The 14,760-nt window shown below is 37.2% G+C and carries 16 protein-coding genes and 1 pseudogene; 13 read left to right on the top strand and 4 right to left on the bottom strand.

The features are described 5' to 3' along the window. Positions 1 to 54 precede the first annotated feature (54 nt). The 6 genes from M3166_RS11985 to M3166_RS11960 all read left to right on the top strand — a co-directional run bounded on the left by M3166_RS11985 (position 55) and on the right by M3166_RS11960 (position 5,805). Positions 55 to 906 carry a DUF72 domain-containing protein gene (locus M3166_RS11985; protein WP_251690083.1) on the top strand — a complete coding sequence of 284 codons (852 nt, stop codon included), beginning with the start codon at positions 55 to 57 and terminating at the stop codon, positions 904 to 906. A gap of 25 nt (positions 907 to 931) precedes the next feature. Beyond that, complete coding sequence (locus M3166_RS11980) at positions 932 to 2,296, top strand: bifunctional metallophosphatase/5'-nucleotidase (protein WP_251690082.1); 1,365 nt, start codon at positions 932 to 934, stop codon at positions 2,294 to 2,296. A gap of 65 nt (positions 2,297 to 2,361) precedes the next feature. Beyond that, positions 2,362 to 3,465: an HD-GYP domain-containing protein gene (locus M3166_RS11975; protein ID WP_251690081.1), complete on the top strand. Its 1,104-nt coding sequence runs from the start codon at positions 2,362 to 2,364 to the stop codon at positions 3,463 to 3,465. 42 nt (positions 3,466 to 3,507) lie between these two features. Continuing rightward, entirely contained in the window at positions 3,508 to 4,278 is a 771-nt protein-coding gene (gene yunB, locus M3166_RS11970; RefSeq protein ID WP_251690080.1) for a sporulation protein YunB, read from the top strand. Positions 4,279 to 4,390: 112 nt separating this feature from the next. Beyond that, positions 4,391 to 5,302 carry a lipoyl synthase gene (gene lipA / locus M3166_RS11965; RefSeq protein WP_008408659.1) on the top strand — a complete coding sequence of 304 codons (912 nt, stop codon included), beginning with the start codon at positions 4,391 to 4,393 and terminating at the stop codon, positions 5,300 to 5,302. 155 nt (positions 5,303 to 5,457) lie between these two features. Beyond that, positions 5,458 to 5,805: a YutD family protein gene (locus M3166_RS11960; RefSeq protein ID WP_251690079.1), complete on the top strand. Its 348-nt coding sequence runs from the start codon at positions 5,458 to 5,460 to the stop codon at positions 5,803 to 5,805. 40 nt (positions 5,806 to 5,845) lie between these two features. On the opposite strand, the gene M3166_RS11955 is transcribed toward M3166_RS11960, so the two are convergent. Continuing rightward, the gene (locus tag M3166_RS11955; RefSeq protein ID WP_008408657.1) at positions 5,846 to 6,112 is read right to left on the bottom strand and encodes a DUF3055 domain-containing protein; all 267 of its coding nucleotides are present in this window, start codon (positions 6,110 to 6,112) and stop codon (positions 5,846 to 5,848) included. A gap of 91 nt (positions 6,113 to 6,203) precedes the next feature. Here M3166_RS11955 and M3166_RS11950 point away from each other — a divergent pair, with 91 nt between their 5' ends. Both M3166_RS11950 and M3166_RS11945 read left to right on the top strand, forming a co-directional pair. Further along, complete coding sequence (locus M3166_RS11950) at positions 6,204 to 6,656, top strand: DUF86 domain-containing protein (protein WP_251690078.1); 453 nt, start codon at positions 6,204 to 6,206, stop codon at positions 6,654 to 6,656. Continuing rightward, positions 6,656 to 7,420 (top strand): TIGR01457 family HAD-type hydrolase, encoded by a 765-nt coding sequence (locus M3166_RS11945; RefSeq protein WP_251690077.1) that lies wholly within the window; start codon positions 6,656 to 6,658, stop codon positions 7,418 to 7,420. Before M3166_RS11950 ends, M3166_RS11945 begins: the two co-directional genes overlap by 1 nt. A gap of 23 nt (positions 7,421 to 7,443) precedes the next feature. On the opposite strand, the gene M3166_RS11940 is transcribed toward M3166_RS11945, so the two are convergent. After that, on the bottom strand, positions 7,444 to 7,683 hold the full coding sequence (locus tag M3166_RS11940) for a YuzB family protein (protein WP_079524177.1): 240 nt from the start codon (positions 7,681 to 7,683) through the stop codon (positions 7,444 to 7,446). A 277-nt stretch (positions 7,684 to 7,960) separates the two neighbouring features. Between M3166_RS11940 and M3166_RS11935 the strand changes: the two genes are divergently transcribed. After that, positions 7,961 to 9,028: an NAD(P)/FAD-dependent oxidoreductase gene (locus tag M3166_RS11935; RefSeq protein WP_251690076.1), complete on the top strand. Its 1,068-nt coding sequence runs from the start codon at positions 7,961 to 7,963 to the stop codon at positions 9,026 to 9,028. Between the two features lie 95 nt (positions 9,029 to 9,123). Here M3166_RS11935 and M3166_RS11930 read toward each other — a convergent pair whose 3' ends face one another. Then, entirely contained in the window at positions 9,124 to 9,456 is a 333-nt protein-coding gene (locus M3166_RS11930) for a YuzD family protein (protein WP_008409039.1), read from the bottom strand. On the opposite strand from M3166_RS11930, the pseudogene M3166_RS11925 reads away from it, so the two are divergent. Next, positions 9,413 to 9,777, top strand: a pseudogene (locus M3166_RS11925) (NifU family protein). The gene M3166_RS11930 and the pseudogene M3166_RS11925 sit on opposite strands and share 44 nt — an antisense overlap. Positions 9,778 to 9,830: 53 nt before the next feature. Here M3166_RS11925 and M3166_RS11920 read toward each other — a convergent pair. Continuing rightward, entirely contained in the window at positions 9,831 to 10,523 is a 693-nt protein-coding gene (locus M3166_RS11920) for a DUF2225 domain-containing protein (protein ID WP_251690075.1), read from the bottom strand. Positions 10,524 to 10,734: 211 nt separating this feature from the next. Between M3166_RS11920 and M3166_RS11915 the strand changes: the two genes are divergently transcribed. The 3 genes from M3166_RS11915 (at position 10,735) to M3166_RS11905 (ending at position 14,648) form a co-directional block, all read left to right on the top strand. Beyond that, positions 10,735 to 11,109: a HesB/IscA family protein gene (locus M3166_RS11915; protein ID WP_251690074.1), complete on the top strand. Its 375-nt coding sequence runs from the start codon at positions 10,735 to 10,737 to the stop codon at positions 11,107 to 11,109. Positions 11,110 to 11,422: 313 nt separating this feature from the next. Continuing rightward, positions 11,423 to 13,198: a methyl-accepting chemotaxis protein gene (locus M3166_RS11910; RefSeq protein WP_251690073.1), complete on the top strand. Its 1,776-nt coding sequence runs from the start codon at positions 11,423 to 11,425 to the stop codon at positions 13,196 to 13,198. Positions 13,199 to 13,436: 238 nt separating this feature from the next. Then, positions 13,437 to 14,648: an EAL domain-containing protein gene (locus tag M3166_RS11905; protein WP_251690072.1), complete on the top strand. Its 1,212-nt coding sequence runs from the start codon at positions 13,437 to 13,439 to the stop codon at positions 14,646 to 14,648. Positions 14,649 to 14,760: the final 112 nt, after the last annotated feature.

The following is a 14,760-nucleotide window of genomic DNA, read 5'->3' as shown; positions in this document are numbered from 1 at the left end:
GAATGACCATTGAAAAGGGTAAGGTATTATACAATGCTAGAGAGGTGAAGAACGATGATTTCAATCGGCTTAACTGGTTGGGGAGATCACCCGGAAGTATATAGTGAAGTTACTGCAGCAAAAGATAAATTATTTGATTATAGCGGGCATTTCCCTGTCGTAGAATTAGATACGTCTTTTTATGCGATTCCTTCACCGGCAAATGTAGAGAAATGGTGCAAGGATACACCGGATAGTTTTCAATTTGTCGTGAAGGCTTATCAGGGCATGACAGGTCATTTACGCGATGAACTGCCATTTGAGACGAAAAATGATATGTTCAACGCATTTCGAAATTGTGCAGATACATTTAAAAAGCACGGTAAGCTTGCAATGGTACTAGTTCAATTTCCTCCTTGGTTTGACTGCCAAGGGAAAAATGTTCAATATATCCGTTATATAAAGCAACAATTACAAGGGTATCCTATTGCTATTGAGTTTCGAAACCAAACTTGGTACAGTGCGGAAATGAAAGAGAAGACACTGCAATTTTTAAAAGACCATCATTTGATTCATACAGTTTGTGATGAACCGCAGGCAGGAAGCGGCTCCGCTCCTTTTGTACCAATTGCTACTAGTGAGAAGGTGCTCGTACGTATTCATGGTCGCAATGTTCATGGATGGCGAAATATAGGGCATGGGGAAAACTGGCGCAAAGTGCGGTTTTTATATGATTATAATGAAGAGGAACTGCAGAAACTTGCAGAGGAAGTAAAATTTTTGGCACGCCAATCAAAACATGTCTTCGTATTATTTAATAATAATTCTGGAGGGCATGCAGCCAAAAATGCAAAACGAATGCAGCAAATTCTTGATCTTGAATTTGATGGTTTAGCGCCAAAGCAATTAGGTCTTTTTGAAGAATAACGTAAAGCGAGGTGGCAATGCAAAAGTGCGAGAAGTAATTCATATATTCCATACGAATGATTTGCATAGTCATTTTACGTACTGGAAACGCAGTCAGTCGTTTATTCAAATACAACGTCAATTACTGGCCGATAAAGGTGAAACTAGCTTCTTGATCGATTTAGGAGATCATTTGGACCGTTCCAATTTATATACAGAGGCAACACTAGGTAAGGGTAATATCAAAATGCTGAATGATGCGGATTATGATGTTGTGACAATTGGAAACAATGAAGGCATAACGCTCTCCTATAATTTGCTCTATCATTTATATGATGACGCAAAGTTCGAAGTAGTTGTTGCAAATCTATATTCACAATCAGAAGAAAACCCCCGGTGGTTGAAACCTTACACAATATTAACTACCCAGTATGGCACAAAAATCGCTGTAATAGCTGCGACTGCCCCGTTCGACCTTTTCTATAAGGAGCTTGGGTGGGACGTGACAAACCCGCGTACAGAGCTTGTGAAGCTTGCATTTGAATTAAAAGAGCAGGTAGATATAATCGTTTGTTTATCACATTTAGGGATTACCGAAGATGAATTGCTGGCACAGGAATGCCCGATTATCGATGTGATTTTCGGTTCGCACACACATCATGTGTTTGAAAAAGGTAAAGTGGAAAACAATGTACTCTTAACTGGAGGCGGGAAATTTGGGCAGTATACCGGACAGTTAACGATGGAATTTGACCACAAGTCCAGAAAATTAGTGGGAAAATCAGATCAATTATTTGAAAACGCACTTTTACCAACTGTCGAAGAAGAAGAACAGTGGTTGTCCAATCTTCAAAAAGAAGCAAAGGCTATTTTGGAAAAACCTATTTTCACATTAACGAAACCTTACAATAAAGAATGGTTTCACCGTTCCCAATTATCGGATTTATTTGCAGAGTGTATGTATGATTATACAGAAGCGGATTGTGTTATGTTCAATGCTGGAATTTTTGTCGAACCGTTGCGTAAAGGACTAATTTCTACATATGATATTCATAAAATTTTTCCCCATCCGATAAATATATGTGTCGTGCAAATAACCGGCAGTGAATTAAAAGAAATTTATACTCAATCCGAAAACGAAGAATGGCCGCGTCTTGAATTAAAAGGCCTTGGTTTTAGGGGTGTGATTTTCGGAAAAATATTGAATTATGGTATTGAGATGACGAAGCAGCGTGAGTTATATATTAACGGGAAACTCATGGAGCCGGATCGGATCTACCGATTAGCAACATTGGATCTGTTTACATTCGGTTATTTTTTCCCAAGCTTTAAATATGCAAAAAAGCAATATATGCTACCGGAATTTATCCGGGATGTCTTTAAAAATTATTGTATGAAAAAGTTTCAGTAAATTTCCCAAAAGCCACTTTCCAATTATATAATGAACGTAATAGTAGAATGGAGAAATTAGTATAGATGCGATTAATATCGATAAATGTTTTGAAAGAAGGTATGGCAGTCGGCAGAACTATTTGGAATGAAGCTGGTCATCCACTGCTTCATAAAAATGTCGTTGTAACAAGCCGAATTATTGAAAGGCTGCGAGAGCTGAATATTCATTATTTATACATTGATGACAAACTATCAGCCGGTATTGAAATAGAAGAAACGATTGCACCGTTAAAAAGAATGGAAGCCGTTAAAAATATGGCTAAATCGTTTGAAAATGTGAAAAAAGCGAAACGGGATCAGGCGTCCTATGTGCTGGATCAACAGTCCAAAGTAATTGGCTTTATTGTCGATGATATTATGAATGCCATTATTAATAGCGAGGAAGTATTAATGGTTCTGACGGATGCTTATTTGTATGACAAATATATTTACCAGCATTCATTCCAAGTAGCATTGTATTCAATCGCGATTGCTAAGGAAATGGGCTATTCTTACGAAGACATACGATTAATTGGAATTGGGGCTATTTTACATGATGTGGGCAAGCTGCTTATTTCGCCTGATATTTTATTGAAGCCGAGTAACTTAACGGATGAAGAATACGAAGAGATGAAGAACCATGCCCGTTACGGGTTTGACTTATTACGCAATTTACATTCAGTGTCATTGCTTGTAGCACATTGCGCGTTTCAGCATCATGAACGAATTGATGGAAGCGGTTATCCACGGGGGCTTGTTAACAATGAAATTCATCCGTTTGCAAAAATTATCGCTGTTGCAGACGTGTTTGATGCATTAACATCAAATCGGATATACCGGAAGAAAATGTTGCCGTCAGAAGCGATTGCAATCATAGATAACGGTAACGGAATGCAGTTTGATGCAAAGGTGATGCAGGCATTTAAACGGAGTGTTGTCCATTATGCAAATGGATCAATTGTGCTGTTGTCCGATGGAAGACGTGGAATTGTATCAAAGCAAAATCTTGTCGATGTGACACGTCCTTGGATACGTATTTTCCAGGAAAACGGTCAGATGTTGGACGCTACTTATGAAATATGTTTAAGTGATTACCCGACAGTCGATATTAAAAAAGTTGATGTAGATTTTGATGAAAATATAGAATAGAAAAATCCTCCTTCTCATATTTTATGGGAAGGAGGATTTTTTTTGCGTTTTCGTAAAAGAAAGTGGAATTCCTATGGCAGGAAAAAAGGCAAAATGCATAATGCCGTAACAATCGTTATCGTCAGTATTGTCGGTATGGTTTGTTTTAGTATATATGTTATTAACGATAGATTAATGCCAACCTATTTACAGTACGCCGAAGTCCAAACATTTAAAGTAGCTTCGTATGTTGTGAGTAAAGCAATTAATTCCAGAACATCAAGTGTGCTTGATGTAAATGATGTCATCGTCGATTTACCGACCCAATCAGATGATATGATTACGACAAAATTTAATACGGAAATAATTAACCAAGTACGGGCAGAAACAACAGCATTAGTAAAAGAGTATTTAGAACAGGCTGAAAATGGAGATTTATCACATTTGCCGAATTTGGAAAATGTAGAATATGACGTAGGAAAAATGGAAGCCGGTGACGGAATCGTATTTTTCGTACCATTAGGGCAGGCTTTAAACCTTCCGATTATCGGGAATTTAGGGCCGAAAATACCGATTCGCTTTCATATTATTGGGAATGTGAGCAGCAATGTTGAATCAACAGTAAGTGAATTTGGCATAAATAATGCAATTGTAGAAGTAAATTTACTCATTGGAGTGAATGTCCAAATTATCGTGCCATTTGCCAGTAAATCTGCGTCGGTCGAGCAGAAAATCCCGATAGCAATTGGTCTAGTAAGAGGAACTGTGCCGCATATTTACAGTGCAGGTGAAGGGGCACAGCCGTCTATCGAAGTACCAATCCCTTACGAATAGTAACTTAATTATGATAAATTAAAATTATGAGAATACTCTGTTGTTGGAAAGTTGTTAATATGATACTCTGACATCAGAACATCGTAGCATTTGAGTGAGGGGAGTAAATGATATGACATCTTGTAAACCAACTAATCCTAGAGAAGAACACTTGCGCAAACCGGAGTGGCTAAAAATTAAGCTAAATACCAATGACGAATACAAAGCACTAAAAAAATTAATGCGGGACAATAACTTGCATACGGTATGTGAGGAAGCTCGCTGCCCGAATATTCATGAATGCTGGGGTGAGCGTCGTACAGCAACAATGATGATTTTAGGTTCTGTATGTACGCGTGCATGTCGTTTCTGTGCAGTTAAAACAGGTTTGCCTAATGAATTGGACTTGGCTGAACCAGAGCGCGTAGCAGATTCTGTTGCGTTAATGAATTTAAAGCATGTTGTTATTACAATGGTAGCGCGTGATGACCTGAAAGACGGGGGCGCGGAAGTATTGGCAGAAACGGTGCGTGCAATCCGCCGTAAAAGCCCGTTAACTTCTGTGGAAGTACTACCATCTGATTTAAGCGGTCGTGAAGAAAGTTTACGCATATTAATGGACGCAAAGCCGGACATTTTAAACCATAATATTGAAACAGTACGCAGTCTGACACCACGTGTTCGGGCAAAAGCGACATATGACCGTTCACTGGAGTTTTTACGCAGAGCAAAAGAAATGCAGCCAACTATACCGACAAAATCTTCTTTAATGATTGGTTTAGGAGAAACGTTAGAGGAAATCTATGAAGTAATGGATGACCTGCGTGCAAACAATGTTGATATTATGACAATCGGCCAATATTTACAGCCGACAAAAAAACATTTGCCAGTAAAAAAATATTACTCTCCAATCGAGTTTGGCAAGCTGCGTAAAATCGCTATGGAAAAAGGCTTCAGCCATTGTGAAGCAGGTCCATTAGTACGCAGTAGTTACCATGCGGATGAACAAGTGAATGCAGCAAAACAATCAAGTGTTACATTGTAGAAAAATAGACGTTTAACTTATCTATGCGGGCATTTTAATACTCGCCGATAGACGGACTATAGCTGATTTCACCATATTTACCTACAAAATTTGTTGTGAATATTGCTTTCAGGTTCAATATTCATTAACATGGAAATAGATAGGTGGTGTCTAGTTTGATTATTGCAGATGGGTATGTTTATGAAGTGATCGAAAATGTGCGGGAAGGTTTTCAAGAAGATGCATTTATCGCACGATACTCAGATATTTTATCGAAATATGATTATATTGTAGGGGACTGGGGTTACGGTCAGCTACGTTTAAAAGGATTTTTTGACGATAAAAATCAAAAATCCACGTTTGATACAAAAATTAGTACGATTCAAGACTATTTGTACGAATATTGTAATTTTGGATGCGCCTATTTTATACTTCAAAAAACAGGCCGTGCACAAGAACAAAAGAAAGAACAAATCGTTGCACAACAAACTGAGGCAGAAGAGCCGGTTGAATCAGCTGAATAACGTACAAAAGAGGAGGCGCCGTATAGCGCCCCCTCTTTTTTTAGCTTAATAGTTCACGTAAATATTCACGTAAGTCTTCCGTTTCTTCTTCTGTACGGTTGTATACATGTTCTAAATACCCAGGTTCTTCCACATCATCTGCTCCAATAATGGCAAAACGGCCAAACTGGATATCAAGAACGAGCACTTTTCCGAAAAAGCGACTGCTTTGCAATATGGCTAAATCATAGCGCTGAGTTTTTCCGGCAAAGCTGACGAAGCGCGTTTTTGTATCTTCTACATCATCATATAAGAAAAATCGTTCCATTTTGTTTTGTACCCCTTCCATCTCTATAGAATATGGTACTATATAAAGGAAAACACTATCAACTTTTATTGATTGAATGGAGGCTTTATCTATGTACTTCGTAGATAGAAATAAAATTACAAACAACTTAGCACACTTGGACGAGTTACTGTCGATCTTTGAATCGACTGAAAACTGGTTGGCAGATGATATTCATAAGCTGGCATTACAACGAATCGGCCATAATGTAATGGAAGCGATGATGGATGTAGGAAACTTGGTGATTGACGGCTTTATTATGCGTGATCCTGGAAGCTACGAAGACATTATCGATATTTTCGTTGATGAAAAAGTGATTACAGAAGAGATGGATGCACCCTTAAAAGCGGTTGTCGGCTTACGCAAAATGATCGTTCGTGAATTTATCGCTGTAGATAGTGAAGAAATTTTAAATGTACTAACAGCAAACTTAAATATACTCAAGCAATTCACTCCAAAAGTTCACGATTACTTAACAAATGAATTAGGACCAGTTTCAGCCTTTTTACCAGAGGATGAGGCATAATGTTTCCGTATAAAGCGTATTGCTTTGATTTGGATGGGACAATCTATCGGGGGAGTGAAGCGATCGATTCTGCCGTGAAATTTGTCCACCTACTGCAGGATGAAGGAATTGAACCGTATTATTTAACGAACAATTCATCGAAAACCCGTGAACGACTTCAGCAAGTTTTACAAGATATTGGTGTAGAGGCACCGCTTGATCATATTTATTCAAGCTCACTTGCAACGGCAGCCTATGTAGCAAAAATGAGTGCAAATAATAAAGTGAATGTTGTCGGTGAACTTGGCATTCGCACAGCTTTAATCGAGCAAGGATTAGAGATTACCGATGAACAGAGCGATGTTCTTGTAATGGGGATAGACCGTCAAATCTCATATGAGAAACTTGTAAAAGCATGTGGGTATGTCCAGAATGGCGCGGAGCTAATTGGAACAAATGGTGATATTAAATTTCCGAATGAAACGGGTTTTACTCCGGGGAATGGATCATTTGTTCAATTAGTAGCAAATGTTTGCGGGGTTACACCGACGTTCGTAGGGAAACCATCACCGGTTATGCTGCAGATCATTGCTGAAGAGCATCACTTTGAAAAGAATGAAATGGTTATGGTCGGGGACAACTATGATACCGATATTTTATGTGGTATAAACTTTGGCTGTGATACCATTCATGTCAATACGGGAGTTACTCCTACTGAAATTGTAAAACAGCAAGCCAAGCTGTCTACGTATTGTGTAGAAAATTTGATGGAACTTATTAAATAAAGAAAAAATCCGATGTGGGACGTTTACCACATCGGATTTTCTTCTATATATTTATAAATGCGCTTCGTCAGCTCTTCTGGAGTGTCCGCCTCAACTATATCCCCGTTAACAACAGCATAAAAGTTTTCGGCACATTTCGTACAGTAGCTTAAGCAGCCATATTCCAATACATCAATATCAGGATCTTGCTCCAGTTGTTCATATGTTTGTTGCGCACCATTTGCTAAATTGCTGATGCAAAATTCGACTAATGGATTTAACATGTTGTCACCTCACTATTAGCAATCCTACTTTTTTTTGCTGCGAACGTCAATTTCTCCGATTTAATATCTTTCAACATATGTTTGAATATGCTTCAATTGCAACAAAATAAATAAAATAGTGTAATAAAAAACTTATGTGAATAAATTCACAAAATATCATTTAACATATTGTGAAACTTATCACAAACAGTTATAATACTTATGGAAACTTTGTGAACACAATTATGATGCCTAAAAGCTTTATAATTGATTACTTACAGATATGAGGGAATATGCTATGCAAAAGTTAGTATTATTAGGTGGCGGATACGGAAATATGCGAATTTTACTTCGTCTATTACCAAGTTTACCAGCAGATGTAGAAATTACATTGGTAGACCGTACACCATTCCATAGTTTGAAAACAGAATTTTATGCACTTGCTGCAGGTACATCAACAGATAAGGAAGTCCGTGTTGCATTTCCGGAACATGAGCGCTTAAAATGCGTATACGGAGAAGTAGTACGCATCGACCGTGAAGATAAAAAAATTTACTTGGGTGACGGCGGAGAGCTTGCTTATGATCAGCTTGTTATTGGTTTAGGCTGTATCGATAAATATCATGGAGTGCCGGGTGCCGATGAATTCACATACAGTATTCAAACAATTGCCAAATCACGTAAAACATTCGAAAAAGTATGCGGATTAGCTCCAGGTTCGACAGTTGCCATTATTGGTGCAGGTCTTTCAGGAATCGAGCTTGCAAGTGAACTGCGTGAAAGCCGTTCAGATTTAAAAATTAAATTATTTGACCGCTCACACCGTATTTTACGCGATTTCCCGGAAAAGCTAAGTGAGTATATTAAGTCTTGGTTTATTAAACACAACGTAGATGTAATTGCAGAATCAAATATCACTCGCGTTGAAGAAGGCCGTTTATACAACCATGATGAAGTAATTGAAGCTGACGTAATCGTATGGACAGCTGGTGTACAGCCTGTGAAAATCGTTCGTGAACTTGATGTTGAAAAGGATAAATTCAATCGCCCGATCATTACGGATCATTATCATGTAGTTGGGGATGAAAATGTATTTGTAGTAGGAGACTGTGCTTCTTCTCATTTACCTCCAACAGCACAATTGGCAGAAGAACAAGGCGAACGTATCGTTAAAGTTCTAAAAATGCGCTGGAAAGGCGAGCCACTTCCAGAAAAGCTTTCAGAGATCAAAATGAAAGGCTTTATGGGCTCCCTTGGTAAAAAACAAGGCTTCGTTCACCTAGCTGATACAACGGTAACAGGACGCATTGCACGCCTTATGAAGTCGGGTCTGCTTTGGTACTATAAAAAGCAAAACGAAAATTAAAATTGAGCACCCCTGCAAAGGAAATCAATTTGACTGTAAACAAAAAAATTCAATTTCCTCAAGGAGAAAATTGAATTTTTTGTTTATGTTATAATTTACTCTTCAGTTGGTACAAAGCCCGCTGATTCGAGCGCTGTAAATACAGGCTTAATCTGCACATAGCCTTCACCAACTACTTCATCATTGACTAGAACTAAAGGGTAGAAAAATTCATCTTCTTGAATACGATTTGCGTAATCTTGATCACGTTCATTATCAATTACACCTTCAATATCGATATAGCGGATAGTAAACGGCTGTTCCGGATATTTTCGTGAAATTGCCGCTTGAAGCCATTCATATGTATCTTTGGAAGATGGTGCATTTACACAGCTGGCACAGATGATGTCAGCGCCGAAAACTTCTATAACTGGATGTGATTGTGACATAGGAATTCCAACCTTTCGTTATTCAATAATGGATTTTTTTGCTCCTTCACATTATAATGATTTTAATGAAGGGAGTCGAGCAAAATGACAGAAACAGAACAATATGCACAAGTACAAGAAGTTTTAGATAAATTACGTCCGTTTTTATTACGTGACGGCGGAGACTGTGAATTGGTAGATATTGAAGAAGGTATCGTTAAATTGCGTTTATTAGGCGCATGCGGTAGCTGCCCAAGTTCTACAATCACATTAAAAGCAGGTATCGAACGTGCACTACTAGAAGAAGTGCCGGGTATCGTCGAAGTAGAACAAGTCTTCTAATTCAAATTTGAAAGAGCTGCCAAGAAAGTTATTACTTACTTGGCAGCTCTCTTTTATTGGACGATTTTACCTCGCTCTTCTCGAACTAATTCCCATTGCTCTTTAGCCATATTGACGAGTTTGGCTTCACCGCCTACACGTTGACTTTCAATTACACGTGAAAAGAAGCGTGTTGCATTTTCATAATCCCCAAGGCGACGGGACAGCTCAGCAATCATATATAAAATTCGTACACTGGACATTGTTGTACCTGCATAATCTTCCGTTGAATAGCTTTCCATATAATGATCGCGGGCCAATTTTAAAAAGCGCAGTTCCTGAACGTTATTTTTTAATGATCGATATAACCAAGCCAAGCGTAATGCCAAGCCAGAAGTAATGACGAATTTTTCTTTTTTAATCGTTGCACAAAACAACGCAAGTTTATATGTTTGAATTGTTTCGAAAACAGAACGTTCTTTACTGAAACTGTGCGGTATCCAATGACTGCAAATTTTTTCATTGATTTGTTCTTTTACACCTGGAGCAAAATATTTACTGAAGTCTTCGGTAAACGAAAACCCGCAATGCTGACAGACAAAAACATTATAATATAATGCATTCACGTTATTGTCTGTATAGACTGGTTGAAAGTCGGAAGTTGTATGTTCAATTTTTATGGACTTGGTACGAACTTTAAGTGTTGAAAAATTTTTCTTGCAATGAATACAGTTCACTGTTTTTTCGTAAAATGGGGAAATTTCCATAAAGGTTCATACCTTTCGTTTAATTATGATTCCTTATTATAGCAAGGAAATTTAAAAAAGTGTGAGTAATCTACTGAATTTATGTGAATTTTTTAGGTATTTTATCCTTATCCCCTTTTACACAATGCAGGAATATAATCAGGTAGAGCAGTTTTGTTGTCAGATAGCTTTTACAATTGTTATGATAAATAAAAGAAAGTAGGTGACTGGAATGGCAAGTGAAAAACAAGTAATCATTTTAACAGAAGCGGCCTCATTTCAAGTCAAAGAAATGATGGTTCATAACGGAGAAGAAAATGCGAGCCTGCGTGTTGCCGTAAAAGGCGGAGGCTGCAGTGGTCTATCATACGGTATGGCATTTGAGCAAACAATAAATGACGATGACTTCGTTGACAACCAACACGGCATTCAAATTATCGTATCCCAAGAAGATGCGGGCATTTTACAAGACACGAAAATTGATTTTAAACAATCATTAATGGGTGGCGGTTTTACAATCGACAACCCGAACGCACTTGCTTCATGCGGCTGCGGAACAAGCTTTAAAGCGGCAGCACGCCCAGCAGTAGAACAACCATGTGAATAATGGATTGTGAATAACGAGTCTCTTTGATTTGTGATGTGATTAAACATACAAATCATGGAGGCTTTTTTTTATGCTTAAAACAGAAAATAAACAACTGAAAGAGGATATTATGTAAAAATATGTTGGAATAAATAAAAAATTAGGTTAAAATAACATTCGAGAATTAAAACTAGTACTTTTATCTATAATTTAAAGTTGTATAGGAGTAATTTGTACTCTTTTTTAGAGGGGGAATAGTTAATTAATTCTATAAATAGGGAGGTTAATTAGTTGCAGTAACCAATAAAAAATTAAATATAAGGGGTGTACATAATTGAAAAAGCAGTTTAAATCTAGCTCTTCTATTAAATCCAAGCTAATTGGAATCTCTATTTTACTATTGATTGTTCCGATGATTGTAATTGGAGTGACAAGTTACCAGAAAAGCTCTACTAGCTTAGAGCAAATAGGTAAAACAAACTTGCAAAACAGTGTTGAATTTACACTTGCTACAATTGATGCTTATAATTCGGAAGTTGAAAAAGGAAATATTTCACTTGAAAGTGCTCAAGAGAAAGTAAAGGAGATTATTTTAGGCGAAAAGAATGGGGATGGGATTCGACCTATAAACTCTTCAATTGATCTTGGTAAAAACGGCTATATGATTGTATATAGTCAAGATGGAACTCGTATTGCGCACCCATCTAAAGAGGGTGCTAGTGCATGGGATGATGAGGATGAAAACGGTGTAAAATTCGCTCAAGAAATGATTGAAATAGCGAATGCCGGTGGTGGCTTTACTTTTTATAATTCAGCATTACCAAATAATAAAGAGCAAATTGAAGAGAAGGTTTCCTATTCAAAAATAGACCCAAACTGGGATTGGGTAGTGACTGCCAGTACCTATATGATGGATTTTAATCAACCTGCTACAGAGCTGTTGACTATTATTCTTATTGTTATGGGTATTTCAATTATTTTAGGGGTAATCATCATATGGTTCTATGCAAATTTAATTACAAAACCAATCATTAAAGTAACGGAACAGATGGGACATCTAGCAAATGGTGATTTAACGAAAGAACTGCTGCTAGTCAAATCAAAAGATGAAATAAGCAGATTGGCTGATGCCATCAATTTATTACATAAAAATCTTAAAAATTCGATGAAAAAGGTTTCCGAAACTTCAGAGTCATTAACTAGTCAAAGTGAAGAACTATCACAATCTGCCGATGAAGTGAGAATGGGATCAGAACAAGTGGCATCTACTATGCAAGAATTGGCTGCTGGTTCAGAAACACAAGCTAATCATGCAAGTGAATTAGCTTCTGTAATGAATACTTTTGTCGAAAGAGTCCATGATGCAAATGAGAATGGGTTACGGATAGAGGAGAATTCAAAAGATGTATTAAATATGACCAATGACGGATCGGAATTAATGAAAAAGTCAATTCAACAGATGGAAAAAATCCATTCCATTGTAAATGAATCCGTTAAAAAGGTTGCAGGGCTAGACAAGCAATCACAGGAAATATCAAACCTAGTTACCGTCATTAAGGATGTAGCTGATCAGACAAATCTTCTTGCTTTAAATGCTGCAATTGAAGCTGCAAGGGCTGGAGAGCATGGAAAAGGATTTGCTGTAGTTGCTGATGAGGTAAGAAAACTGGCTGAGCAAGTATCAAACTCTGTAACAGATATTACGGGTATTGTAGACAATATTCAAAAGGAAACTTCTTTCGTGTCCGACTCACTAAAAATAGGTTATAAAGAAGTAGAACAAGGAAAAACACAAATTGAATCAACAGGTGAAACTTTTGAAGGGATCAGTAATGCTGTAAAAGAAATGGCAAATAGTATTACAACGATCGGCAAAAACTTATCAGAGATTTCAGCTAGTACACAAGTGATGAACGGTTCTGTTGAAGAAGTTGCATCGGTATCTGAAGAATCCGCTGCTGGCATTGAACAAACAGCAGCATCTGTTCAACAAACAGCAGCATCTGTTCAACAAACAAGCAGTATAATGGAGGAAGTAGCCGGAAGTTCGAAACAACTTGCCAATTTAGCAGAAGAACTCAATACATTAGTGAGAGAGTTTAAACTTTAATTAATTTTTGGCAACACGCCCTGTGAATAAAATGTAACCAATCTTAAAACCTTTAGCGATTAACTTTCGTTAAAGGTTTTTTTAAAAAAATCCACCTTTTCACTATGCAGAATAATTTGTCAAAATCTTAAAACTTATATTTCCTATAAAATAACTATGTTTTGTTGTATCGTTTTGTATTATTATAAGGTTTGAATTATTATAGATTTATCACCATACTGCTAGGGGGCTTTTCTAAATGAGTGTTTTAGAATTACTGGATAAGTTAGATCAAATCGAAATTTTATATGAGCCAATCTATAGTGCAGATGGGCATCGCATTGTGGCTTATGAAGCGATAGGCCAAGTGGAAAGTGAAAATGAAAAAGAGCCGATTAATATAGAGCAATTTACATATGAAAAAGACGTACCAGCAGATATTAGAGCAGAAATTGAGCAAATCTTTGTTCGCAGATCGTTGCAAAATGTTGCCCATTTAATTGATGATGTTGGTTTGTATATTCCGTGCAACCCTGAACTGCTTTTGCTTGATTTTGGAGAAAGCTATTTTTCAATGCTGAAAGAAACAGTCGCTGAATCGAACCTCCGAAATATTACCCTTGTCATGACGGAACATCTTTACGAAGGAGAGATGAATCAGCTGCAGCATTTAATTCGCTATATTAAAACATATGGCATTAAAATTGCATTGGCAGATGTTGGCTCACAAACACAGCTTGAAAATATTTTACTACTTGAACCGGCTATTCTTAAAATTAATGTCGGCCAGTTGAACTATAATTTATGGGGTGCGCAAAACCATGCGTTTTCAACTATTCGTACACTCGCTGTGAAGATGGGAACGCAATTATTAATCGAAAATATTGAAACGGTCTATCAATTACAGCACGGCTGGAAAAACGGTACCCGTTATTTCAAAGGGCCATATTTGCAACTGCCGCATAAAGAGCTGCAAGTACGCGATTCTTTAAAAGAACGTTTCCGCAAAGATTGTGAGCAGTTTATTGCTACGGAGAAGAAATTGCTTCTGCAAAAGTATGAGGAAATGAAACGTCTTGAACGGATGATTTGTTCAACAGTCGATCAAATCAACCCATCTACATCACAAATTGATAAACTGATGCAGCTGGCAAACGCATTGGAAAAATGTGCATTTCGTATTTATATTTGTGACAGCAATGGTTTCCAAACATCCCCGAATATCCGCTGGAACGATGAAAAATGGGAAAAGCAAGAAGAAATCATCGGTAAAAACTGGAGCTGGCGACCGTACTTTCTGTTGAACATTATTAAAATGACAAAAGACAATAAAGGCGAGTTTTCCTCCGTCTACAGTGATATTGAAACAGGCGAGTTAACACGCACGTATTCAATGGCCATTTCAAACGAAGAGTTTTTGTTTATTGATATTAAATACGATTACTTATATGAACATAATATTGTAAATTGACAATGAATAATATCCATATGTTTGAAATCATACAGGAAAAACGCTACTATTATGTTAGTATTTCAGTAAAAAACCGTTTACTGGCGTTCTATAAAAATGGCAAATAGATTTA

The sequence above is a fragment of the Solibacillus isronensis genome, assembly GCF_023715405.1.
Lineage (GTDB): Bacteria > Bacillota > Bacilli > Bacillales_A > Planococcaceae > Solibacillus > Solibacillus isronensis_B.
This window is presented reverse-complemented; position numbering and strand designations above follow the sequence as displayed.

Bases quoted from the DNA above. Each gene is read 5' to 3' on its own strand.
- M3166_RS11985 (WP_251690083.1), top strand. From the start codon at position 55: ATGATTTCAATCGGCTTAACTGGTTGGGGAGATCACCCGGAAGTATAT.
- M3166_RS11975 (WP_251690081.1), top strand. From the start codon at position 2,362: ATGCGATTAATATCGATAAATGTTTTGAAAGAAGGTATGGCAGTCGGC.
- lipA (WP_008408659.1), top strand. From the start codon at position 4,391: ATGACATCTTGTAAACCAACTAATCCTAGAGAAGAACACTTGCGCAAA.
- M3166_RS11955 (WP_008408657.1), bottom strand. From the start codon at position 6,112: ATGGAACGATTTTTCTTATATGATGATGTAGAAGATACAAAAACGCGC.
- M3166_RS11950 (WP_251690078.1), top strand. From the start codon at position 6,204: ATGTACTTCGTAGATAGAAATAAAATTACAAACAACTTAGCACACTTG.
- M3166_RS11945 (WP_251690077.1), top strand. From the start codon at position 6,656: ATGTTTCCGTATAAAGCGTATTGCTTTGATTTGGATGGGACAATCTAT.
- M3166_RS11940 (WP_079524177.1), bottom strand. From the start codon at position 7,683: ATGTTAAATCCATTAGTCGAATTTTGCATCAGCAATTTAGCAAATGGT.
- M3166_RS11935 (WP_251690076.1), top strand. From the start codon at position 7,961: ATGCAAAAGTTAGTATTATTAGGTGGCGGATACGGAAATATGCGAATT.
- M3166_RS11930 (WP_008409039.1), bottom strand. From the start codon at position 9,456: ATGTCACAATCACATCCAGTTATAGAAGTTTTCGGCGCTGACATCATC.
- M3166_RS11920 (WP_251690075.1), bottom strand. From the start codon at position 10,523: ATGGAAATTTCCCCATTTTACGAAAAAACAGTGAACTGTATTCATTGC.
- M3166_RS11915 (WP_251690074.1), top strand. From the start codon at position 10,735: ATGGCAAGTGAAAAACAAGTAATCATTTTAACAGAAGCGGCCTCATTT.
- M3166_RS11905 (WP_251690072.1), top strand. From the start codon at position 13,437: ATGAGTGTTTTAGAATTACTGGATAAGTTAGATCAAATCGAAATTTTA.